Source organism: Arsenicicoccus dermatophilus, assembly GCF_022568795.1.
GTDB classification, from domain to species: domain Bacteria; phylum Actinomycetota; class Actinomycetes; order Actinomycetales; family Dermatophilaceae; genus Arsenicicoccus; species Arsenicicoccus dermatophilus.
On record NZ_JAKZHU010000001.1, the window covers coordinates 1,806,766 to 1,829,548 of the forward strand.

Sequence of the window (22,783 nt, forward strand, 5' to 3'; positions counted from 1 at the left end):
TCACGGCCTCGGGGTGGGTCGGGGGTCGGGAGGCGGCGCCGGCGACGTCGGCGTGGTCGGCATGGGCTCGTCGAGGATCGGGTCCCGCTGGGGCGGGCAGCCCGGGGGCAGCGGCGGGGGGAAGGGTCCCGGCGGCCAGGGCAGGCCAGTCGGTCCCTGGCTGCAGCGCAGGACCTCCGCGTCGTACGCCTGCTGGGCGGCGGTCCGCCGCTTGATCTCCTCGTCGTATGCCGTCACGGCCTTCTGGTAGTCCGCGAGGGCCTGGCGGTAGGCCTCCTGCTGGGTCCGGATGGCCGCCCACGCCGTCTCCACCTGCTGCGCCTGCGTGGCGTAGGTCGTCCACGCCTGGGCCTGCGCCTGGTAGGCCGTCCACGCCTGCTCGTAGGCCTGGACGGCAGCGGGATAGGCCGCCACCGCGTCGCGCATGCCCGCGATGGCCGCGTCGCGCCGCTCGGCCACGGTCCGGGCGGCGGCCTGCTCGTCGTACGTCGGCGGTGTCATCCCGGTGAACGCCCACCCGCACCCAGGGCCGGTCCGGTCCGGTGCCGGCGAGGGATAGGTCGTGCGCACGGGGTAGGGCGCGGGCGCGGTCGGCTCGGAGGGGCTCGGCACCGGTGCGGGCGCGGACTCCGGCCAGTAGGGCGCCGCCGGCGGGGTCGGGGTGACGGGCGCGGGCAGCGGGGTGGCGGCGTGGGCCACCGCAAGCTCCGGCAAGGGGGTGCCCTGGCCCGGCAGGTCGACGGACGCAGCCACCTGCAGACCGGTCCACCGCCGCCGCTCGACGAGGGGGGAACGACTGAAGTCCGCCGTCGTGGCGGCCGGGTCGGCACAGACACCGCCACCGAGCAGCTGCTGCAGCCGCTCGTCCACGTCGGTGGCCACGTCCTCGGGCACGGGCATGCCCGTCCCGGAGACCGACACGACGACGTCCCCCCGCCGGAAGACGACCGAGCGCGTGTCGATCTTGCCCTTGGTCCGCGAGGCACGCACCGCCTGCACGCCGGGGCCCGGCGCCTTGGTCACGGTGGCGTCCCCGATGCACTGCTTGCGGGCCAGAAGCATCGCGTCCATGGCGGGGGCGCCTGCGCCGGCGGAGTAGACCGTCGCCGTGATCGTCACGCCGCCACCAGCGCCCGGGGAGCCAGGCGGCGCCGCCCAGGTCCGCGAGCGGGACAGGACGGGCGCGACGGGGGTGTCGCAGCTCGGTGCCACGGCCGGCGCGACGGTGCCGGGCACCGAGGCCGAGTCGTCCAGGCCCGGGGGCAGCCCGGCCGGCGCGCTCTGCAGGAGCTTGGTCACCACGGCGGCCGCGGGCGCGGCCGGTGCCCGGGCCGCCGTGGGCTGGGGGGCGGTCGTCGCGACCCGGGACACGGTGGTGGTCGGGGTGGGCCGACGATCGGTGAGCCGCAGCACCGGGAAGAACTGGGAGATGAGCAGCACGCACACCAGGGAACCGACGACGACACCCGCCACGGAGGCGGCGGCGATGGTCCGGGCCGCCACGGCCGAGCTCGTCGCGGACGCAGCGTTGCGCCGTCCGCCGCGCCGTGACGAACCACCGCGCCGTGACGGCACGCGGGAGCGCGAGGGCGTGCGGCGGCGGCCGGCGGCGCGCCGGGCGTCGTCGGTATGGCGGGGCCGGTCGGCAGCCAGCGCAGACCTCCAGATGTCGCTCACAGTGTTGACAGCTCGTGCCGAGCCCCCGAGTGGCTCAGAGTTCGGCGTGACGTCACGCTATCAATCAGGACGGGCGCAGAGCGTCATCACCGACCGTCACGACCGGGGCCGGACCGGGGCATCCGGATGATGACCTGCGGCATCCCTCGTCCGACCTCCGACCCGATGCGGTGTGCTCCAGGCCCGGGCAGGCACGTGCCCGTCGACTGCCCTCACGACGCCTGACCAGGCACCTGGGAGACGACGAGAGCCTGACCGCACGCCCGAGGGACTCGGCATCGAGCCGGACCGCCGCTCCACCACGCAGCGCACGGCCGGGGCCGAGGATGGGTCCGGGGGCGGACGAGCAGCAGGGACGAGTGCGCCGGCAGCGCGTGCCGCCCGGCACGACGGAGGGCCCCGACCATGTGGTCGGGGCCCTCCGCTGCTGGTGGGCGATACTGGGTTTGAACCAGTGACCTCTTCCGTGTCAAGGAAGCGCGCTACCGCTGCGCCAATCGCCCGAGGTGGAGACGGGATTTGAACCCGTGTACACGGCTTTGCAGGCCGTTGCCTCGCCTCTCGGCCACTCCACCGTGCGATGCGTCGTCCAGACTAACAAACGCATCTGCGGAGACTCGGCTCCCGCCGGGAGCAGTCTCGGAGCGGACAACCGGGCTCGAACCGGCGACCTCAACCTTGGCAAGGTTGCGCTCTACCAACTGAGCTATGTCCGCGTGCCACACCGGGCCGAACTGGCCTGGGATCTTGGTGAATCCGTGGCCCGAAGCAGTGCGCCTCAAGCCCCGTGCGTGCTGAATGACATTAACCGATGGCGGCGCAGGGAGTCCAATCTCCCCGCACCGCGCGTCGCCGCCGGGCCGAGCCCGGCGGCGACCGGCCCCAGGGAGAACGCGCCGTCGGCGCGACCGGCGCGACCGACCGGTCGCGGGTGACCACGCGCTCGCGGGCGCTGGGCTCGCGAGACACCCATGACCTGGGCGTCTCAGCGGTCCGATCGTGTCCGGTTGCGGCGCGGGGCGTCGTCACAGGGAGCACTCGCGCCCCACTACAGTGAGGGCGCGATCCGATCCCCACAGCGAGGACGACATCCTTCATGGAAATCTGGCCCGGCAAGCCCTATCCCCTGGGTTCCACCTTCGACGGGAGTGGCGTCAACTTCGCCGTGTTCTCCGAGGTTGCGGAGATGGTGGAGCTCTGCCTGATCGACGACGACGGGGGCGAGCAGCGCGTCCCGATGACCGAGGTCGACGGCTACGTGTGGCACTGCTACATCCCCCAGCTGCAGCCCGGCCAGCGCTACGGCTTCCGCGTGCACGGCCCCTACGACCCGGCTGCGGGCAACCGCTGCAACCCGGCGAAGCTGCTGCTCGACCCCTACGCCAAGGCCATCGACGGGCAGATCCGCAACGACGAGTCGCTGTTCTCCTACCGCTTCGAGGACCCCTCGGAGTTCAACGACGAGGACTCGCTGGGCGCCACCATGCTCTCGGTCGTCATCAACCCCTACTTCGACTGGGGTCACGACCGTCCCCCGCGGCGGGAGTACCACGACACGATCATCTACGAGGCCCACGTCAAGGGCCTGACGATGACGCACCCCGAGGTGCCCGAGGGCATCCGCGGGACCTATGCCGGCATCGCCCACCCCGCGGTCGTCGCCCACCTCAAGCAGCTCGGGGTCACCGCCATCGAGCTGCTGCCGGTGCACCAGTTCATCCAGGACACCTCCCTGCAGGAGAAGGGCCTGAAGAACTACTGGGGATACAACACCATCGGGTTCCTCGCGCCCCACAACGAGTACTCCGCCTCCGGCACCCGCGGCCAGCAGGTCACCGAGTTCAAGTCCATGGTCAAGGCGCTGCACGAGGCGGACATCGAGGTCATCCTCGACGTCGTCTACAACCACACCGCCGAGGGCAACCACATGGGGCCGACCCTCGCCTTCCGCGGCCTGGACAACAACGCCTACTACCGCCTGGTCAGCGACGACCTGGCGAGCTACTACGACACCACGGGCACCGGCAACTCGCTGCTCATGCGCAACCCGCACGTGCTGCAGCTGATCATGGACTCGCTGCGGTACTGGGTCACCGAGATGCACGTCGACGGATTCCGCTTCGACCTCGCCGCCACCCTCGCCCGGCAGTTCCACGAGGTCGACAAGCTGTCGGCCTTCTTCGACCTGATCCAGCAGGACCCGATCGTCAGCCAGGTCAAGTTGATCGCCGAGCCCTGGGACGTGGGCGACGGCGGCTACCACGTCGGCAACTTCCCGCCCCTGTGGACCGAGTGGAACGGCAAGTACCGCGACACGGTCCGGGACTTCTGGCGCGGCGAGCCGGCGACCCTCGGCGAGTTCGCCTCCCGCCTGACCGGGTCCAGCGACCTGTACGCCCACTCGGCGCGCAAGCCGATCGCCTCGATCAACTTCGTCATCGCCCACGACGGCTTCACCCTGCGGGACCTGGTGTCCTACAACGAGAAGCACAACGAGGCCAACGGCGAGGGCAACAACGACGGCGAGTCGCACAACCGCTCCTGGAATTGCGGTGTCGAGGGCCCCACCGACGACACGGCGGTGAACGAGCTGCGCGCCCGGCAGCAGCGCAACATGCTCACCACCATGCTGATCTCCCAGGGGGTGCCCATGCTCGCCCACGGTGACGAGCTCGGCCGCACCCAGCTCGGCAACAACAACGGCTACTGCCAGGACAACGAGATCACCTGGGTGGACTGGCAGCTCACGCCGGACCAGCGCGAGCTGCTGGACTTCACCTCGCGGTTGACCGCCCTGCGCGCGGCCCACCCGGTGTTCCGCCGGCGTCGTTTCTTCAAGGGCGACGCCAGCCACGGCGGCACCTCGGACCTCGGCGACATCCAGTGGTTCACCGCGCACGGGTCGGTGATGGACGACGATGACTGGGCCTCCGGCTATGCCAAGACCCTCTCGGTCTTCCTCAACGGGCACGCCATCGCCTCCCCCGACCAGCGCGGGCGCATGGTCGTCGACGACGACTTCCTGCTGCTGTTCAACGCCCACCACGACGTCATCGACTTCACGATGCCGCCCGAGGACTATGCCGTCGAGTGGGAGGTCGTCCTCGACACCTCGCAGCCGACCCCGGCCGAGCACCGGACCTGGGAGGCCTTGAGCGTCAACCCGGTCCCTGGCCGCACCGTGGTCGTCCTGCGCTCCTCGGCCACCACCGAGGAGCCCTCCCCCGGCGTCGCCACCCCGCTGACGGCCGCCTCCGGCCCGTCCGTCGCCGCCTCCGGCGCGCCCGACCCGGCCACCCACCCGCGCATGCCCAGCGCGAGCGGCACCTCGGCCGGCGCCCCCACCGGCGCCCGGCCCGACCCCCTCGCCTGACCGAGGGCGCGGAGGTCCGGGTCCGGCAGGACCACCGACCCGGCCCGCGGGCGACGAGGGCGGTAGCAGCCCCGCACCTTCCCGAGAAGGTGCGGGGCTGCGGCATACGGTCGGTGGACCAGGGCGAGGCTCAACTCTCGGCCAGCCGTTGCTTCTCGACCGCGACGTCGAAGGTCGCCTCCGGCCACTGCAGGTCCAGGCCGCGCAGGTGCTCGAGCAGGATCTGCTGGACGGCGAGCCGGGCATACCACTTGCGGTCGGCGGGCACGACGTGCCAGGGCGCACCCTTGGTGCTCGTCCGGTCCAGGACCGCCTGGTAGGCCTGCATGTAGTCGTCCCACCGGGCCCGCTCGTCGATGTCGCCCGGGTTGTACTTGTAGTGCTTGTCCGGACGGTCCAGCCGCTCGCCGAGCCGCTCCCGCTGCTCGTCGGCGGAGATGTGCAGCATCACCTTGACGATCGTGATTCCCCGCGCGACCGCCTTGCGCTCGAAGGCGTTGATGAGCGAGTAGCGCTTGCTCCACTCCTCCTGCGGCACCAGGTCGTGCACCCGGACCACCAGCACGTCCTCGTAGTGCGAGCGGTCGAAGACGCCGATCTGACCGGGCTCCGGCAGCGCTCGCTCGATGCGCCAGAGGAAGTCGTGCTGCCGCTCCTCGGCGCTCGGCGCCTTGAAGGCGGTGTACTTCACGCCGCCCGGATCGGTCGAGCCGACGACGTGGCGCATGATCCCACCCTTGCCGGAGGTGTCCATGCCCTGGACGATCAGCAGGATCGAGGGGCCGCGCCCGTCCTTGCCGTTGGCGAAGAGGCGCTCCTGCAGGTCCGACAGCTCGGCCTGACCGGCGGCCAGGTCGAGCACGGCGGACTTCTTGCCACCGGGGTAGCCCGGGGTGGAGCGCGGGTCGATCTGCGTCAGCACCGTGTCCCGCCCGACCTGCAGCTCGGCGGAGAAGGTGAAGTCCTCGTCACCGAACTGCGCGCCAGCGCCCTCGTGCTCCTGGGCGGGAGCCACCGTCCTGTCGGCCCTGCCTACCTTCTTGGCGCCCTTGGCACCCTTCTTCGCAGCCTTGTCGGCCTTCGAACCCGCGACGTCCTTGTCGCGCGTGGGGTCCTGGCCCGCCTTGCCGCCCTTGGCGGCCTTCCTGCCCTGGTCGGGCTCGTCCTTGGACGACGTCTTCGTCTTTCCCATGGCCCCATCGTGCCACCACTAGGTGGCAGGACGAATACCTTCGGTCACGAACTCTGCGACGCAGCGCTCCCATCGCTCCCGGTCGACGTTCCACTCCTTGCAGTGCCGGGCGGTGCGCCAGCGCTCCAGGCGGACCAGGTCGGGGCGCGCCTCGGCCAGCGCCTCCGACCGCCCCGAGGGCACGAACTCGTCGTCCACCGAGTGGATCAGCAGGATCGGGTGCCGCAGCTCGCCAGCCCGGTGCACCATGTCGGTCGCGCTCAGGTCCAGCGTGTCGGCGTGCCCGACGAGGTGCCGTCCGTGCGGCAGTCCCAGCAGCCGCAGGCTCAAGGTGGTCAGCTGTCCGGGCACCCGCATGGCGCGCGCGTGGTGGTGCAGCACGTCCGGCCAGTCGACCACGGGACCGTCCAGGATCACCTGGGACACGCGATCGGCGTACGGGGAGCAGACCAGCGTCTGCAGCACGATGGCACCACCCATGGACCAGCCGACGAGGACCACGTCGCTCGCACCCCTCGCCACGGCGTACGCGACGGCGGCGTCGACGTCGTGCCACTCGGACAGGCCGAGGCCGTAGAGCCCGTCGGCGGAGGCGGGAGCCACGGTGTCGTTGCGGTACGACGGGATCAGGCAGGTCAGACCGGCGGCGTGCAGCGCCGGGACCGCGCGCACGGTCTCCTCGCGCCCGGCCCCCCGGCCGTGCACCAGCACCGCCCAACGGGTGCCGCGTGCCTCCCCCGACGGCGGCGGCACCAGCCAGCTCGGCAGGTCCCCGATGGCGCTGGGGACGGACACCTCGTGCGTCGGGATGCCCAGCGCGGTCTGCGGGTCCGTCGCGTAGTAGTAGGAGTGGAAGCGCGCCGGACCGACGCGCAGCGAGCCCGAGTCCACGCCGTGCAGACGCCGGGTCACCGTGCCGCGCGCGTTGTCCTCGCGCAGGATCCGCCCGTACCTCACGTGCGTGGCCCCACCGTCCTGGAACAGCCCGTAACGCCCCGGCACGACCGTCTCCGGGGTGCGCGTCAGGGTGACCGACCGGTCGTCGAAGGCCACGACCTCGGTGTCGTCCGGCCGCCGCCGGTCCGGGGTCACGACCTTCTTGGCGAGGTAGACCGCGGCCCCGAGCCACCCGGTCGCCGCGCTCGCGGCCAGGGCCCCCGTCGCGACGATCGCGATCGTGGCGCGGGGGTGACGGCGGATCGCCGAGAGCGAGGGCGGGACGGGCGTCGGGCTCACGTTCTCATCGTGGCACCGGTTGCTGATGGTTGCCGCCAGCAGACGGCGCGTGGCGCGCCTCCGTGCAGAGGGTGACCACACAATGACCGTATGACGTTACCGATCGCCACCCCGGTCTCCCCCATGCTGGCCAAGGCCGTGGCCGCGGTCCCCGCCGCCGACTCGGTCCCGGGCGGGCTGTCGTACGAGCCGAAGTGGGACGGCTTCCGCTGCCTCGTGGTCCGTGACGGGGATCGCGTGGACCTGGACTCGCGCGGCTCCAAGCCGCTGACCCGCTACTTTCCCGAGCTGGTGGAGCGGGTCCTCGCCCACCTGCCACGGCGGTGCGTCGTGGACACGGAGATCGTGGTCCGCGCGGGCGCTCCCGGGGCCGAGCACCTGGACTGGGACCTGCTGTCGCAGCGCATCCACCCGGCTGCCTCGCGGGTGGAGCGGCTGGCCCGGGAGACCCCGGCGGAGATCGTGGCCTTCGACCTGCTGGCCCTCGAGGACCGCTCCTTCCTGGACGAGTCCTTCGAGACGCGGCGGGCCGCGCTGGAGTCGATCCTGGCCACGGTGCCCGGCGCCGCCGGCATCCACCTGACCCGGGTGACACGGGACCCGGTGGAGGCGCATCGCTGGTTCGAGGACTTCGAGGGGGCCGGGCTGGACGGGGTGGTGGCCAAGCCCCTGGCCGCGGCCTACGAGCCCGGTCGGCGGACGATGCTCAAGGTCAAGCACAAGCGGACCGCCGAGGCCGTGGTCATCGGTTACCGGGTGCACAAGTCCGGGCAGGGGGTGGGCTCGCTGCTGCTCGGGCTGTTCACGGACGACGGCCGTCTCGTGGGGGTCGGGGGGATCGCGGCGTTCACGGCGGCCCGCCGGCTCGAGCTGGTCGAGGAGCTGGCCCCGCTGGTCGTCCGAGACGAGGCCGGCGAGGTCACCACGGCCGAGACCGACCGGTCCCGGTTCAGCTCCGGCAAGGACGTGTCCTACGTCCCGCTGCGGCCGGAGCGCGTGGTCGAGGTGGCCTTCGACCAGCTGGAGAAGCACCGCTTCCGGCACGCCGTGACCTTCCTGCGCTGGCGGCCGGAGCGCGACCCGGAGTCCTGCGCCCTGAGCCAGGTGGACCGGGCCCCGGCCTACGACCTGGCGCGCGTTCTCGTATGACGTGTGAGCGCAGCATGATTCATGTCGTATGCCGCGCCCGGCGAATGGGTCACATTTCGCCACGCTCGATGACCTGTTCCATACCTTTCGTAACCTCCAACACCGCACTCAGGTGAATACCGCACGCACCCGAGTGGCGGTCCTGTTACCTCCGAGTACCGGCGTGTGAGATTGGGGTCATGCCGACCCGCTCCGACACCTGGCCCACACGTGACCTCCGGGTCCTGCGCGCCGTCGAGCTGCTGGACCTGGTCCAGGACGGCCCGCACCCCGACGACCTCATAGCCGCGCGCGCCGGCCTCTCCGTCGATGACGCGGACGCCGCCCTCCTCGTGCTGGAGCGTGTGCGCGCGGTCCACCTGGCCGGTCTCCCGGGGCAGGACCTGCGGGTCACCCACCTGACCGCCATCGGCGCGACCATGCTCACGATCGAGGCCGAGGCCGAGGCCGAGGCCGGGATCGCGAGCTGAGCGCAGCGCGGTCCGCTGGACCGTCCTCGGTCAGTCCGTCGCACGGGCGCGGCTGGGCTGCACCCGCGGTGGCTCCCCCGGCATCTTCGGGTGGTCCGGGGGAAAGCTCAGCTCGCCCAGCCCGTCGTCCAGGTCCCGCTGCCACCACTGCAGCGCGACGTCGACCGTGCTCGGCTCGTCGCCGAACCCCGCCCACGGGTCCGGCCGCCCGGCGAGCAGCCCCGGGACCGTGCGGACGGTGAAGTCCCCCGCCCGGACGTCGCCGAGCTCCTCCCAGGTGACGGGCATGCTCACGGGCGCGCCCGGCAGCGGGCGAGGGCTGTAGGCGCTCGCCAGCGTGCGGTCTCGGCAGGCCTGGTTGAAGTCCGCGAAGATCCGGCTGCCGCGCTGCTCCTTCCACCAGGCCGTGGTCACCAGGTCCGGCACACGGCGCTCGAGCTCGCGGGCGATCGCGATCACCGCGTGTCGCACGTCGAGGAACTCGTGGGTGGGCCGGATGGGCGCGAAGACGTGCAGGCCGCGGTTGCCGCTGGTCTTCACGTATGCCGTCAGACCCGCCTGCGCCATCACCTCGCGCAGCATCTCGGCGGCGGCCACCGCCTCGGCGAGGCCGGTCCCGGGCTGCGGGTCCAGGTCCAGGCGCAGCTCGTCCGGGTCGTCGTTGTCCGCGGTCCGCACCGGCCAGGGGTGGAAGGTCACGGTGTTCATCTGCACCGCCCACACCGCCGTCGCCAGCTCGTCCACGACCAGCTGGGGGTGGGACCGCCCGCTCGGATAGGTGCACGGCGTGGTCCGCGCGTGGTCCGGGACCCCGCGAGGCGGGTTCTTGGAGTAGAACTCCTCCCCCGTGATGCCCTCGGGGAACCGCTGGAGCGTGACCGGCCGGTCGCGCAGCCGCGCCAGCAGGTGGTCGCCGACCGCGACGACGTACTCCGCCAGGTCCTGCTTGGTGAGCCCCTCGTCCGGCCACATCACCCGGTCCGGGCTGGACAGGCGCACCTGCCGGCTGGAGCCGTCCGGGGCCGGCACCTCGATCTGGATCGCTTTGCTCGCCACGTCAGCTCCTGTCGGCGCGGGCGGAATCCCGTGCCGGACCCCGTCGTTGACCAGACTATGACCGAGCAGCAGGACGCGTCCGCCTATCCCGTCTCCAAGTCCGACGAGCAGTGGCGGGCCGAGCTCAGCCCGCAGGAGTATGCCGTGCTCCGCCAGGCCGGCACCGAGCGGCCCTTCGTCGGGGAGTACACCGACACCACCACCGAAGGCGTCTACTCCTGCCGCGCCTGCGGTGCCGAGCTGTTCACCCACACCGAGAAGTTCCCCTCCCACTGCGGGTGGCCGTCCTTCTACGCCCCCTCCGAGGCCTTGAACGTCGAGCTGCTCGAAGACCGTTCGCTGGGTATGACGCGCACCGAGGTGCGGTGCGCCCGGTGCGGCTCCCACCTCGGGCACGTCTTCGAGGGCGAGGGCTATCCCACCCCCACCGACCAGCGCTACTGCATCAACTCGATCTCGATGCGCCTGCAGCCCCGCGCCTGACGACCGGCCCGCACCCCGCCGCGCGAGTCAGGAGCGCTCGATCTCGTACCGTCGCGCGACGACGCAGGACTCCGCGGCACCTCCGAGGCTCCCTGACCCACCGGTCCGTCTCCGCCGAGCAGGGTGTCCCCGGCCGCTCCGGGGCCGTTCGCAGATCCACCCCGAGGATGGTCTGTGCCCGGCCCCGGCTCCACCGGCGGTGTGACGACTCCGGCCGCCCGTTCTCCCGCGGTCAGGGGAGGTCGGCGACCAGCTGCTCCAGCTCGACCCGCGGCCCGGTGAAGAAGGGGACCTCCTCGCGGGTGTGCCGGCGGGCCGCGGCGCCGCGCAGGTGGCGCATCAGGTCCACGATCCGGTGCAGGTCGTCGGCCTCGAAGGCCAGCAGCCACTCGTAGTCGCCCAGCGCGAAGCTGGCGACCGTGTTGGCCCGCACGTCGGGATAGTCCCGCGCCATCCGGCCGTGCTCGACCAGCAGGTCGCGACGCTCCTCGTGAGGCAGGAGGTACCACTCCAGCGACCGGATGAAGGGGTAGACGCAGACATAGGCGCGCGGGGTCTCGTCGGCCATGAAGGCCGGGATGTGGCTCTTGTTGAACTCCGCCGGGCGATGGATGGCGACGTTGGACCACACCGGGTCGCAGGCCCGTCCGAGCGTCGTGCGCCGGAAGCCGTGGTAGGCCCGCTGCACGGCCTCGACCGACTCGCCGTGCCACCACACCATGAAGTCCGCGTCGCCCCGCAGGCCGGCGACGTCGTAGATCCCGCGGACGGTCACCAGGCCGTCGGCCGCCAGGGCGTCGAAGAAGGCCCGGGTCTCGGCGAGGATCTCCTCGCGCTCCTCCGGCAGGGGCTCCGTCACCTGGAACACCGACCACATCGTGTAGCGGATCGAGTCGTTGATGGCCCGCACCTCGGCGGGGCTGGGGCGGTGGTGCTGCTGCGGCTTGAGACTCATGGCTCCATCATCCCACCGGTGTCCCCGCCCGAAGGACGCGCGAGACCGGCCGCCACGAGGGCGACCGGTCTCGCGGTCCGGCCGGGGAGAGCCTCCGACCCGTCGGATCAGCCCTGGAAGCGGGCGATCTTGGCGAACTCCTCGGCGTCCAGCGAGGCACCACCCACCAGGGCACCGTCCACGTCCGGCTTGGCCATGATCTCCGCGACGTTGCCCGACTTCACCGAGCCGCCGTACAGGATGCGGACGCCGTCGGCCAGCTCGGCGGAGTAGAGCTCGGAGAGCTTGCCCCGGATGGCCTCGCAGACCTCCTGGGCGTCCTCGGGGGTGGCGACCTCGCCGGTGCCGATGGCCCAGATGGGCTCGTAGGCGATGACGATGCTCTTGGCCTGCTCCTCGGGCAGACCCTGCAGGTCGGCCTCGATCTGGGCGAGGACGTGCTCGACCTGCTTGCCGGCCTTGCGGACCTCCAGCGGCTCGCCGCAGCACAGGATCGGGGTCAGGCCGTGCTTGTAGGCCGCCTTGACCTTGGCGTTGAGCAGCTCGTCGCTCTCGTGGTGGTACTCACGGCGCTCGGAGTGCCCGACGGCGACGTAGGTGCAGCCGAGCTTGGCGAGGAAGGCGCCCGAGATCTCGCCGGTGTAGGCGCCGGAGTCGTGCTGGGAGAGGTCCTGCGCGCCATACCGCAGGTCGAGCTTGTCGCCCTCGACGAGGGTCTGCACCGAGCGGATGTCGGTGAAGGGGACGAGCACGGCGACCTCGACGGCCGAGTGGTCGTGCTTGGCGTCGCGCAGGGTCCAGTCGAGCTTCTGCACCAGGTGGGTGGCCTGCAGGTGGTCCTGGTTCATCTTCCAGTTGCCGGCCATGAGGGGTGTGCGGTTGGCCATGTGAGGCTCCTTGTCGCTGAGCGGCTTGCCGCCGGGTGGCGGGTGGCCGCGAGGTTTCGGGTCGTACGTCGAGAAGCGGCCCCGCGTCCCAGACGTGGGTCGCGGGGCCGCTCCCGTGATGCTGCGTGACCGGGATCAGTCGAGGACGGAGATGCCCGGGAGGTCCTTGCCCTCGAGGTACTCCAGGCTCGCGCCGCCACCGGTGGAGATGTGGCCGAACTGGTCGTCGGAGAAGCCGAGCTGACGCACGGCGGCGGCGGAGTCGCCACCACCGACGACGGTCAGTGCACCCTTGGCGGTGGCGTCGACCAGAGCCTGCGCCACGGCCTTGGTGCCGGCCGCGAAGGGCGCCATCTCGAAGGCACCCATGGGGCCGTTCCAGAAGACGGTCCGGGCGTCGGCGATCTTCGACGCGTAGAGCTCGGAGCTCCGGGGGCCGATGTCCAGGCCCATCTGGTCGGCGGGGATCGCATCGGCGGCGACGGTCGTGACGTCACCCTCGGCGCTGAACTCCGCGTTGCAGACCACGTCCACGGGCAGGACGATCTCCACGCCCGACTTCTCGGCCCGCTCGAGGTAGCCCTTGCAGGCCTCGATCGAGTCCTCGTCGAGCAGGCTCTTGCCGACCTCGTGGCCCTGGGCCTTGAGGAAGGTGAACACCATGCCGCCGCCGATGAGGAGGCGGTCCGCCTTGCCCAGGAGGTTGTCGATCACCGCGAGCTTGTCGGCGACCTTGGCACCGCCGAGGACGACGGCGTAGGGCCGCTCGGGGTCCTCGGTGAGGCGCTCGAGGACGTCGACCTCGGCCTTGACCAGACCGCCCATGGCGGCGGGCAGGATCTGCGCGACGTCGTAGACGGAGGCCTGCTTGCGGTGCACGACACCGAAGCCGTCGGAGACATAGGCGTCCGCCAGGGAGGCGAGCTCCTCGGCGAAGGCCTTGCGCTCCGCGTCGTCCTTGCTGGTCTCGCCGGCGTTGAAGCGGAGGTTCTCCAGGAGGGCCACCTGGCCGTCCTGCAGGCCCGCGACCGTGGCCTTGGCAGACTCCCCCACCGTGTCGGTGGCGAAGGCGACGTCCTGGCCGAGCAGCTCGCCGAGGCGACCGACGACCGGCTTGAGGGAGTACTTGTCCTCGGGCGCGCCCTTGGGGCGGCCGAGGTGGGCGCACACGACGACGCGCGCACCCGCCCCGGTCAGCTCCGTGATGGTGGGCACTGAGGCACGGACCCGGCCGTCGTCGGTGATGCGGTCACCGTCGAGGGGCACGTTGAGGTCCGAGCGGACGAGGACCCGCTTGCCGCGCAGGTCACCCAGGTCGGCAATGGTCTTCATCTGTGATCTCCGAATCTGTTGGTCAGCAGGCAGGTCAGGCTCAGAGCTTGGAGCCGACCAGGGCGGTCAGGTCCACGAGGCGGTTGGAGTAGCCCCACTCGTTGTCGTACCAGCCGACGACCTTGACCGTGGTGCCGATGACCTTGGTCAGCTGCGCGTCGAAGATGCAGGAGGCCGGGTCGGTCTCGATGTCCTTGGAGACGATCGGGTCCTCGGTGTAGACGAGCTTGCCCTTCATGGCGCCCTCGGCGGCCTTCTTGACGATCTCGTTGACCTCCTCGACGGTGGTCTCGCGGCCGGCCTCGAAGGTGAGGTCGGTGGCGGAGCCGGTCGGGGTCGGGACGCGCATGGCGTAGCCGTCGAGCTTGCCCTTGAGCTCGGGCAGGACGAGGGCGACGGCCTTGGCCGCACCGGTGGTGGTGGGGACCATGTTGAGGGCCGCGGCGCGGGAGCGACGCAGGTCCTTGTGCGGGCCGTCCTGGAGGTTCTGGTCCTGGGTGTAGGCGTGGATCGTGGTCATCAGACCACGCTCGATGCCCAGTCCGTCGTTGAGCGCCTTGGCCATGGGGGCCAGGCAGTTCGTGGTGCAGGAGGCGTTGGAGATGATGTTGTGCGCGGCGGCGTCGTACTTGTCGTCGTTGACGCCCATCACGATCGTGATGTCCTCGTTCTTGGCGGGCGCGGAGATGATGACCTTCTTGGCGCCGGCGTCGAGGTGGGCCTTGGCCTTGGTGGCGTCGGTGAAGAAGCCGGTGGACTCCACGACGATGTCGACGTCGTTGTCCTTCCACGGCAGCGCGGCCGGGTCCTTCTCGGCGAAGGCCATGATCTTCTTGCCGTCGACGGTGATGGACTCGTCGTCGTAGGTCACCTCACCGGGGAAGCGGCCGAGGATCGAGTCGTACTTCAGCAGGTGGGCCAGCGTCTTGTTGTCGGTGAGGTCGTTGACCGCAACGACCTCGATGTCGGCACCGGAGGCCACCACGGCACGGAAGAAGTTGCGGCCGATGCGGCCGAAGCCATTGATCCCAACGCGAACAGTCACGTCTTGAGCCTTCCTAGAGGGTCTTCAACTTGGCGCTGTCCACCCTAGTGCAGCCAAGAGTGACCTGCGTTACCGGGGCGTGACCCGTCCTGCTCTCCGGTCGGGCGTCCCGGCATACGGAAAGCCCCTGCTCAGAGGTCGAGCATGTCCGGTGTCAGGTTGGCCTCGGTGCCGGGGATCCCCAGGTCCTGGGCTCGCTTGTCCGCCATGGCGAGCAGCCGGCGGATCCGGCCGGCGACGGCGTCCTTGGTCATCGGCGGCTGCGCGAGCTGCCCCAGCTCCTCCAGGCTCGCCTGCTTGTGCTCCAGGCGCAGGGTGCCCGCCTGGCGCAGGTGGTCCGGGACCTCGTCGCCGAGGATCTCCAGCGCGCGCTCGACCCGGGCCCCGGCCGCGACCGCGGCCCGGGCGGACCGGCGCAGGTTGGCGTCGTCGAAGTTCGCGAGGCGGTTGGCCGTGGCCCGCACCTCGCGGCGCATCCGCCGCTCCTCCCAGGCCAGGACCGCGTCGTGCGCGCCCATCCGCGTCAGCATCGCCCCGATCGCGTCGCCGTCGCGGATGACGACCCGGTCGATCCCCCGCACCTCGCGGGCCTTGGCTTGGATCCCGATCCGGCGGGCGGCGCCCACCAGAGCGAGCGCGGACTCCGGCCCCGGGCAGGTGATCTCGAGCGCGCTGGAGCGGCCGGGCTCGGTGAGCGACCCGTGCGCGAGGAAGGCCCCGCGCCAGGCGGCGACCGCGTCCTCGGCCGCGCCCGAGACGACCTTGGGCGGGAGCCCGCGGACGGGGCGGCCACGGCCGTCGATCAGGCCGGTCTGGCGCGCGAGGGCCTCGCCGTCCTTGGCCACGCGGACGAGATAACGACTCCCCTTGCGCAGCCCGCCGCCGGACAGCACGCCGATCTCGCTGGTGTAGCCGTAGACGTCGGTGATGTCCTTGACGAGTCGCCGGGCCACGGACCCGGTGTCGACCTCGGCCTCCACGACGATGCGGCCACCCACGATGTGCAGCCCACCCGTGAAGCGCAGGATCGCGGAGACCTCGGCCTTGCGGCAGCTCGGCTTGGTGATGGGAAGGCGGCTGAGCTCGTCCTTGACCATGGCCGTCATCGACATGCGATTCATCCTGACAGTGAGCAGACCAAAGGTGGCCCTAACGGGGTAATCTCGGCAAATGTGCCACAGATCGTGCCAAATCGGCAACGGTGGGTAGCCAATCGCGTCAGGTCATGATGTCGCGGTAGACAGCAGCGAGGCGCAAGGAGTCGTGGTGGCCGTCGCGGCCCGGCTCGGCCACGGGGGCCAGCAGCAGCTCGGCGCCCAGGGCTCGCGCTGCGGCCCGCAGCGCGGCCTCGTCCCCGACCACCGAGGGGTCGGCCAGCACGACGTCCAGCCGCAGGCCCGGGGCATGGTCCGCGAGCACCTCGAGGTGGCGCTCGGCCGAGAATCCGCTGGTCTCCCCGGTGTTGAGCACGAGGTTGAGGTTGAGCAGGCGACGCGCGGGGGTCTGCAGCAGCGCCTCGCGCAGCTCGGGCACCAGCAGGTGCGGCATCACCGAGGTGAACCACGAGCCCGGGCCCAGCACCACCCACTCGGCCTCCCGCACGGCCCGGAGCGCCTCGGGGTGCGCGGGAGGCGCGGCGGGCAGCACCGACACGGACCGGACCTCGCCGGGGGTCGTGGCGACGCGGGCCTGGCCACGGACCACGAGGGGGCGCTGCGGGTCCGCGTCGTCCAGGCCCTGGACGACGGCCTCGATGGTGAGCGGGACCGCCGCCATGGGCAGCACCCGGCCGCGGGCGTTGAGCAGCCGTCCCACCATGTCCAGGCCCTGGACCGGCTCGCCGAAGTGCTCCCACAGGGCGAGGATCAGCAGGTTGCCGAGGCTGTGACCCCCGAGCGGTCCCTGCCCGGCGAAGCGGTGCTGCAGCACGGACGCCCAGGTGGTCCCCCACTCGTCGTCGTTGCAGAGGGCGGCGAGCGCCATCCGCAGGTCTCCCGGCGGCAGGACGTCGAACTCCTGACGCAACCGACCCGAGGACCCACCGTCGTCGGCCACGGTGACGATCGCGGTGATCCGGTCGGTGACCAGACGCAGAGCAGCCAGGGAGGCGGCCAGCCCGTGCCCGCCTCCCAGCGCGACGACCAGGGGGCCCCTCACTCGCGCCCCAGGTCGCGGTGGACGGTGAGGGTGCCCACCTCCGGGCCCTGCAGCTCGCGGGACAGCCGCTCGGCGACGGCCACGGAGCGGTGCTTGCCGCCGGTGCACCCCACGGCGAGGGTGACATAGCGACGCCCCTCGCGGACGTAGCCGGAGATCATCGCGTCCATCATCGCCACGACCCGGTCGACGAACTCGTCGGCGCCGAGCTGGTCGAAGACGAACCGGGACACCTCGGGGTCGCGCCCGGTCTTGCTGCGCAGCTCTGGCACCCAGAAGGGATTGGGCAGGAAGCGCATGTCCAGCACGGTGTCGGCATCCAGGGGTATGCCGTACTTGAAGCCGAAGCTCATCACCGCGATCCGCAGGCGGGGGCCTCGCTCGCTGTCGAAGATCTGGGCGATCTTGGCCGAGAACTGGTGCACGTTGAAGCCGCTGGTGTCCACGATGACGTCGGCCACCGAGCGGATGTCGCCGAGCCGCTCCCGCTCGGCCTGGATCGCCTCGAGCAGGCCACCGTCGCCCTGCAGCGGGTGAGGCCGCCGGACGCTCTCGAAGCGACGCACGAGGGTCTCGTCGGTGGCGTCGAGGAACACGATGCGGGGCTTCCAGCCGTGGTCGCCCAGCTCCTGCATGGCCTCGGACAGCTGCTCGAACATGTTGCGCGTGCGGACGTCGACGACCGCGGCCACGCGCATCACCTCGGGCTGCTGCTCGCGCAGCATGGTGGCCATCGGCGCGAGCATCTGCGGGGGGATGTTGTCGGTGACGAACCAGCCGCTGTCCTGCAGGACGTTGGAGGCGGTGGAGCGCCCGGCCCCGGACAGACCGGTGACCACGACGAACTCGTGGCCGGCGGTCACCACCGGCATGTCGGCGGTCGGGGGCTCGGTGGCTCGGGGCTCGGCGCCCTGGGGCTCGGGGGACGACGCGGCACGGGGGGCGGTGGGCTCGGCCACGGTGCAGGCTCCTCGGCAGGGGGATGGGGGCCTCAGTCTAGGCGCGCCCGCTGTGGCGCCCTTGCCAGTCATGATGCCCGGTGGGGCGATCCGTCAGTCGAGCACCTCGCCGGTGGTGAGGTTGATGTCCGGCTGGACCGCGGCCGCCCCGCCACGCAGGCGGTCGTGGACCGTCTGGGCCAGCGCCGGGCCGACACCCTTGACGGTCTGCAGCTCGGCCACGTCGGCCTCGCGCAGGCGCTTGACCGAGCCGAAGGCCTTGAGCAGGGCCCTCTGCCGGGCCTCCCCCAGCCCGGGTATGCCGTCCAGGGCGCTCGCGGTCATCGCCTTGGAGCGGCGCTGCCGGTGGAAGGCGATCGCGAAGCGGTGGGCCTCGTCACGGACCCGCTGCAGCAGGTAGAGCCCTTCGCTGGACCGCGGCAGGATCACCGGGAACTCGTCACCCGGGAGCCACACCTCCTCCAGCCGCTTGGCCAGCCCGACGAGCGCGACGTCGTCGACGCCCAGCTCCTCCAGCACCGCCTGGGCGGCGTTGACCTGGGGCAGGCCGCCGTCGACCACGACGAGCTGTGGCGCATAGGCGAAGCGCCGGGGCTTCCCGGTCTGCGGGTCGATGACCGCGGCCACGGCGGCGGCAGCCTCGGCGTCGCCCGACGCGAGCGCCTCCGCGGCGTCGGCCTGCTGGGCGAGGTGGCGCCGGAACCGGCGGGTCAGCACCTCGCGCATGGCGGCGGTGTCGTCGACCTGCGGGTCCTCGCCCTCGGGCGCGTCGCCGCGGACGACGAAGCGGCGGTACTCCCCCTTGCGGGGCAGCCCGTCCTCGAAGACCACCATGGACGCGACGACGTTGGTGCCCTGGACGTGGGAGACGTCGTAGCACTCGATCCGCAGGGGTGCCTCGGTGAGGCCGAGGGCGTCCTGCAGCTCCTGGAGGGCCTGGCTGCGGGCGGTGAGGTCCCCGGCGCGGGCGACCTTGTGGCGGGCGAGGGCCTGGTCGGCGTTGCGCCGGACGGTGGCCATCAGCTCGCGCTTGTCGCCGCGCTGCGGGACCCGCACCTCCACGCCCGAGCCGCGCAGGTCGGTGAGCCACTCCTGCACCGAGGCGTGGTCGTCCGGCAGCACCGGGACCAGCACCTCGCGGGGGACCCCGTCGCCGCTCTCCCCGCCATACACCTGCTGGAGGAGTCGGGCGACGAGCAGCGCGGGGGTGGCCGTGTCCTCGGACTCGCGCTCGACGACCCAGCCGCGCTGCCCGCGGATGCGGCCGCCGCGGACGTGGAAGACCTGCACGGCGGCCTCGAGCTCGTCGTCGGCGACCGCGAAGACGTCGGCGTCGGTGGCGTCGCCGAGGACGACCGCGGACTTCTCCAGCGCCTTGCTCATCGCCTGGAGGTCGTCGCGCAGCATCGCCGCCCGCTCGAACTCCAGCGCGTCCGACGCGGCGAGCATCTCGCGCTCGACCCGCTTGACGAACTTCGTCGTCGAGCCGGCCATGAAGTCGCAGAAGTCCTCGGCGATGGCCCGGTGCTCCTGCGCGCTCACCGAGCCGACGCAGGGGGCGGAGCACTTGTCGATGTAGCCGAGCAGGCAGGGGCGGCCGACCTGCGCGGCCCGCCGGAAGACCCCTGAGGAGCAGGTCCGGACGGGGAACACCTTGAGCAGCAGGTCCAGGGTCTCGCGGATCGCCCAGGCGTGGCCGTAGGGGCCGAAGTAGCGGGTGCCCCTGCGCTTGGCGCCGCGCATGACCTGGGCGCGGGGGAACTCCTCCCCCATGGTCACGGCGAGGTAGGGATAGGACTTGTCGTCGCGGTACTTGACGTTGAAGCGGGGGTCGAACTCCTTGATCCAGGAGTACTCCAGCTGCAGGGCCTCGACCTCGGTGCGCACGACGGTCCACTCGACGGAGGCGCCGGTGGTGACCATGCGGCGGGTGCGCGGGTGCAGGGCCGAGATGTCCTGGAAGTACGAGCTCAGGCGGCTGCGCAGGGACTTCGCCTTGCCGACGTAGATGACCCGCCCTTCCTTGTCGCGGAAGCGATAGACGCCCGGGTCGACCGGGATCTCTCCGGGTCGCGGTCGGTAGGTCGAGGGATCAGCCACCGGGACAGGGTATGTCCCGGTGCCGACACCTCCTGGTCAGCCGCGCGTCGCGGCCTCCAGGGCGGTCACGTCGCGCCCGAGCTCCACCGCCGTGAACGCGCTGGGCTCGCCCCGGTCGCCGCCGTCGGGACGGGGGGACGTCGGTGAGGATCCGCAGGCTCGGGACCACCGAGGTCCGCGGGCGGGCGACGTCGAGGGCGTCGCCGTCGAACCACAGGGAGAGGGGTCACGGACGGCACGGGCATGCCGGTGCTGGTGGGGAGGACCAGCCCGTATGCCGGGCCGTGCCGCCGCCCTCCCGGCCGCCGGGCCGGTCCGCCCGGCGGGAGCCGCGATCGGTTCAGCGCAGCACGGCCACGCGTCGGCGCAGGTGTCGCAGGTCCTCCAGCCGCGCCTCCCAGGTGATCCCGAGGGCCAGGAGCACCCCTCCCCCGGCCCCGAGCGGCAGCCAGGGCGGGAGATAGCCCACCCACGGGGCCACCCGGACCAGCGCCAGCACCGCCAGCACCGTCGCGCCGACGTGCAGGTGCGCCGCGGTCCGCCGGGCGGCCCCGACCACGACCAGGCCCACCGCGACGACGACCACGGCGAGCGCCCGCCCCGAGGACAGGTCGGCGAGGGACACCAGGGCGCTGGTGCCCAGGGCGATCCCGAGCACGGGGAGCGCGGGCGCGGACGGCACGCGCGACGTCACCAGCTCGCGCCAGACCCAGGGGGCGAGGGCGGCCGCGGCGGACAACGAGTAGGCCTCCGGGATGCTCACCCGCAGGTCGAGGAGGAGCGACCAGGCGGTGCCCGTCGCGCAGGCGGTCGCGAGGACGGCCCAGGTGCGGCGGGCCGCGGCCGAGGCGGTCCCGGCCCGCGCCAGGCTCACCAGGGTGGCGCCGGCGAGGACGCCCGCGAGCAGCCGGAGGTCGGGAGAGGCGGTGGAGACCGCGGTGGCCCACCAGGGCAGGCTCCACAGGGCTCGTCCCCGGGGCTGCGGGGCCGCCGCGCCGACCAGGACGATCGCCACGGCGACGGTGACGCCGACGGCCGTGGCCGTGGCCGACGTCAGTCCGGGCTGGTGGGCGGTCCACGGCACGGCGCCCGCGGCGAGGACGGGGCCGAGGCCGTCGATCCAGGACGACCGGCGCCTCCGTGCCAGGGTGCGGCAGGCGACGAGCACCAGCACCGTGGCCGGCCAGGTCCAGGCGACGCCGGGTCGCGGGGGCCGGTGCCACCCGCGGCCGGTCAGGTCGCCTGCGGTCAGACCGACGGCCTGGGAGAGCACGGCGCGGCTCAGCCCGTCCCCGAGGGCCCCGAGCAGCGGTATGGCGAGGACGGCGGTGGCGGGCAGCACCACCGAGGCCGTGGCGAGGACGCGTGGTGCGGCTCCTGCGCCCTCCTGCGCCGGGCGCGACCGCAGCGTCAGGCCACCCGCGAGGCAGCCCGCCAGGGCCAGCGACGTCCACGGCCCGAGGCCGGCCGGGAGCACCCGCACCGCGCCGACGACCCAGGCGGCCAACGCCGCGGCGGCCGCGGCCTGCAGCAGCGTCGGGGCGGCCGCGGCGCACGACGCCGCACTCGTCCGGTCGTGCCGCTGCTCCCCGGGCCCGGTCCGGTCGGGACCGGGGTGGTCAGGCCATGCCCTCTCGGGCTGGGGCGACGTCGGGTCGAGCTCGGCCGGGAGCCACCGGATGTCCTGGGGCCAGGGCACCCGGGAGGTGGTCACGGCCGCCAGGGCCAGGGCGGCGGCGACCGCCGGCAGCTGCCAGGCATCCCGGAGCGCAGCCGTCGGCGTCGTGGCCCACGAGGACGCGGTGAGCGCGTCGGCGATCACGACGAGGACCGAGGCCACGCCGCCGAGAGCAGCGCCCGTCAGCGCCAGGGGGGTGGCGCGCACCAGCCGCGGGCGCCAGGCCGCGACGACGGCCACCACCGGGAGAGCCACGAGGGTGACCGGCTGCCAGTCCCCCAGCTGGACGCACGCGATCACGAGGGCGGTGGCAGTCCCGAGTCCGGTCACCGCGTCCGCCGCCAGCCACCGGCGCGTGGTCCGCAGCTGCGCCACCGCACCCGCGACGCCCAGCGCGGCCCACCCGATGGCGTCCTCGCCCGGGAGGTCGACCTCGGCCACCAGGATGCGCCAGGCCACCATGACCAGTGCGGCGGCCAGTGCCCCGAGGGTCTCCGCGGAGCCCACGAGGCGGCGTCGGTCCAGGGCCCTGGCGCCGGCGATCGAGGCGCCCGCGAGGAGCAGGAGCACGACGGCTCGACCGACCCGGCCCAGCAGGGCCCAGCCCACGAAGGCGAAGACGCTGCCCGCCGCCGTCACGCACAGGGCCCCGACCGCGAGCAGGACTGCGCGCCCTCGGCCCGCGGCTGCGAGCCCGGCCCGCGGCACGTCCCGGGGCCGGGTGGGGTGCGCGGACCGTCCTGCCACGGCAGCGGTCGCGGCACCGGCCCGGTCGACCGGCACGCCGAAGGCCGCCCGGTCGGTGACCAGGGCGGCCTTGGTGCGGTCGGCCTCGTGGAGCGTGGCGGCGAGGCGGGCGACGAGCGGGTGATCGAGCTGCAGGGTGCACCCCTGGCAGCGAGGAGCACCCGTGGCGAGCGGAGAACCGCAGACGGGGCAGTGCGTGGGGTCGAAGTACGCGACCGGTGGTGGGGCGACGGGGGTCGAGGAGCGGGTGATCGCGGCCATCGCCCCAGCCTGGCTGCCGGGCCGAC

Annotated in this window: 17 protein-coding genes and 3 tRNA genes; 4 read left to right on the plus strand and 16 right to left on the minus strand. The window is 72.4% G+C overall.

All coding sequences use genetic code 11. The features are described 5' to 3' along the window. The 4 genes from MM438_RS08435 to MM438_RS08450 all read right to left on the minus strand — a co-directional run bounded on the left by MM438_RS08435 (window position 1) and on the right by MM438_RS08450 (window position 2,393). Window positions 1-1,503, minus strand: a complete 1,503-nt coding sequence (locus MM438_RS08435; protein WP_241452033.1) for a hypothetical protein — start codon at window positions 1,501-1,503, stop codon at window positions 1-3. A gap of 602 nt (window positions 1,504-2,105) precedes the next feature. Continuing rightward, window positions 2,106-2,180 (minus strand) — tRNA-Val (locus tag MM438_RS08440). A 1-nt stretch (window position 2,181) separates the two neighbouring features. After that, window positions 2,182-2,252 (minus strand) — tRNA-Cys (locus tag MM438_RS08445). 68 nt (window positions 2,253-2,320) lie between these two features. After that, a tRNA-Gly gene (locus MM438_RS08450) sits at window positions 2,321-2,393 on the minus strand. Between the two features lie 380 nt (window positions 2,394-2,773). On the opposite strand from MM438_RS08450, the gene glgX reads away from it, so the two are divergent. After that, entirely contained in the window at window positions 2,774-5,050 is a 2,277-nt protein-coding gene (gene glgX / locus MM438_RS08455; protein ID WP_241452034.1) for a glycogen debranching protein GlgX, read from the plus strand. A 130-nt stretch (window positions 5,051-5,180) separates the two neighbouring features. Here glgX and MM438_RS08460 read toward each other — a convergent pair whose 3' ends face one another. Both MM438_RS08460 and MM438_RS08465 read right to left on the minus strand, forming a co-directional pair. Then, window positions 5,181-6,242: a polyphosphate kinase 2 family protein gene (locus tag MM438_RS08460; protein ID WP_241452035.1), complete on the minus strand. Its 1,062-nt coding sequence runs from the start codon at window positions 6,240-6,242 to the stop codon at window positions 5,181-5,183. A gap of 18 nt (window positions 6,243-6,260) precedes the next feature. Beyond that, window positions 6,261-7,478 (minus strand): alpha/beta hydrolase family protein, encoded by a 1,218-nt coding sequence (locus tag MM438_RS08465; RefSeq protein ID WP_241452036.1) that lies wholly within the window; start codon window positions 7,476-7,478, stop codon window positions 6,261-6,263. A 90-nt stretch (window positions 7,479-7,568) separates the two neighbouring features. On the opposite strand from MM438_RS08465, the gene MM438_RS08470 reads away from it, so the two are divergent. Then, a complete protein-coding gene (locus MM438_RS08470) occupies window positions 7,569-8,627 on the plus strand; it encodes an ATP-dependent DNA ligase (protein ID WP_241452037.1) in 1,059 nt (352 codons plus the stop codon). Window positions 8,628-8,806: 179 nt separating this feature from the next. Continuing rightward, window positions 8,807-9,097, plus strand: coding sequence for a hypothetical protein (locus MM438_RS08475; RefSeq protein ID WP_241452038.1), 291 nt, complete (start codon window positions 8,807-8,809; stop codon window positions 9,095-9,097). A gap of 30 nt (window positions 9,098-9,127) precedes the next feature. On the opposite strand, the gene ligD is transcribed toward MM438_RS08475, so the two are convergent. Next, the gene (gene ligD / locus MM438_RS08480) at window positions 9,128-10,153 is read right to left on the minus strand and encodes a non-homologous end-joining DNA ligase (RefSeq protein WP_241452039.1); all 1,026 of its coding nucleotides are present in this window, start codon (window positions 10,151-10,153) and stop codon (window positions 9,128-9,130) included. 57 nt (window positions 10,154-10,210) lie between these two features. Between ligD and msrB the strand changes: the two genes are divergently transcribed. Beyond that, complete coding sequence (gene msrB / locus MM438_RS08485) at window positions 10,211-10,636, plus strand: peptide-methionine (R)-S-oxide reductase MsrB (RefSeq protein WP_241452040.1); 426 nt, start codon at window positions 10,211-10,213, stop codon at window positions 10,634-10,636. Between the two features lie 232 nt (window positions 10,637-10,868). Here msrB and hemQ read toward each other — a convergent pair whose 3' ends face one another. The 9 genes from hemQ to MM438_RS08530 form a co-directional block, all read right to left on the minus strand. Continuing rightward, on the minus strand, window positions 10,869-11,591 hold the full coding sequence (hemQ, locus tag MM438_RS08490; protein ID WP_241452041.1) for a hydrogen peroxide-dependent heme synthase: 723 nt from the start codon (window positions 11,589-11,591) through the stop codon (window positions 10,869-10,871). 107 nt (window positions 11,592-11,698) lie between these two features. After that, window positions 11,699-12,478 carry a triose-phosphate isomerase gene (tpiA, locus tag MM438_RS08495; protein ID WP_241452042.1) on the minus strand — a complete coding sequence of 260 codons (780 nt, stop codon included), beginning with the start codon at window positions 12,476-12,478 and terminating at the stop codon, window positions 11,699-11,701. Window positions 12,479-12,613: 135 nt separating this feature from the next. After that, a complete protein-coding gene (locus tag MM438_RS08500) occupies window positions 12,614-13,810 on the minus strand; it encodes a phosphoglycerate kinase (protein ID WP_241452043.1) in 1,197 nt (398 codons plus the stop codon). Window positions 13,811-13,850: 40 nt separating this feature from the next. Then, window positions 13,851-14,855: a type I glyceraldehyde-3-phosphate dehydrogenase gene (gap, locus tag MM438_RS08505; RefSeq protein ID WP_241452044.1), complete on the minus strand. Its 1,005-nt coding sequence runs from the start codon at window positions 14,853-14,855 to the stop codon at window positions 13,851-13,853. Between the two features lie 131 nt (window positions 14,856-14,986). Then, on the minus strand, window positions 14,987-15,967 hold the full coding sequence (gene whiA / locus MM438_RS08510) for a DNA-binding protein WhiA (protein WP_241452045.1): 981 nt from the start codon (window positions 15,965-15,967) through the stop codon (window positions 14,987-14,989). A 106-nt stretch (window positions 15,968-16,073) separates the two neighbouring features. Beyond that, the gene (locus MM438_RS08515) at window positions 16,074-17,012 is read right to left on the minus strand and encodes a gluconeogenesis factor YvcK family protein (RefSeq protein ID WP_241452046.1); all 939 of its coding nucleotides are present in this window, start codon (window positions 17,010-17,012) and stop codon (window positions 16,074-16,076) included. Further along, window positions 17,009-17,884: an RNase adapter RapZ gene (gene rapZ, locus MM438_RS08520; RefSeq protein WP_241453395.1), complete on the minus strand. Its 876-nt coding sequence runs from the start codon at window positions 17,882-17,884 to the stop codon at window positions 17,009-17,011. Before rapZ ends, MM438_RS08515 begins: the two co-directional genes overlap by 4 nt. A 180-nt stretch (window positions 17,885-18,064) precedes the next feature. Further along, window positions 18,065-20,071 carry an excinuclease ABC subunit UvrC gene (gene uvrC / locus MM438_RS08525; RefSeq protein WP_241452047.1) on the minus strand — a complete coding sequence of 669 codons (2,007 nt, stop codon included), beginning with the start codon at window positions 20,069-20,071 and terminating at the stop codon, window positions 18,065-18,067. A 340-nt stretch (window positions 20,072-20,411) separates the two neighbouring features. Beyond that, window positions 20,412-22,757: an SCO7613 C-terminal domain-containing membrane protein gene (locus tag MM438_RS08530; protein WP_241452048.1), complete on the minus strand. Its 2,346-nt coding sequence runs from the start codon at window positions 22,755-22,757 to the stop codon at window positions 20,412-20,414. Window positions 22,758-22,783: the final 26 nt, after the last annotated feature.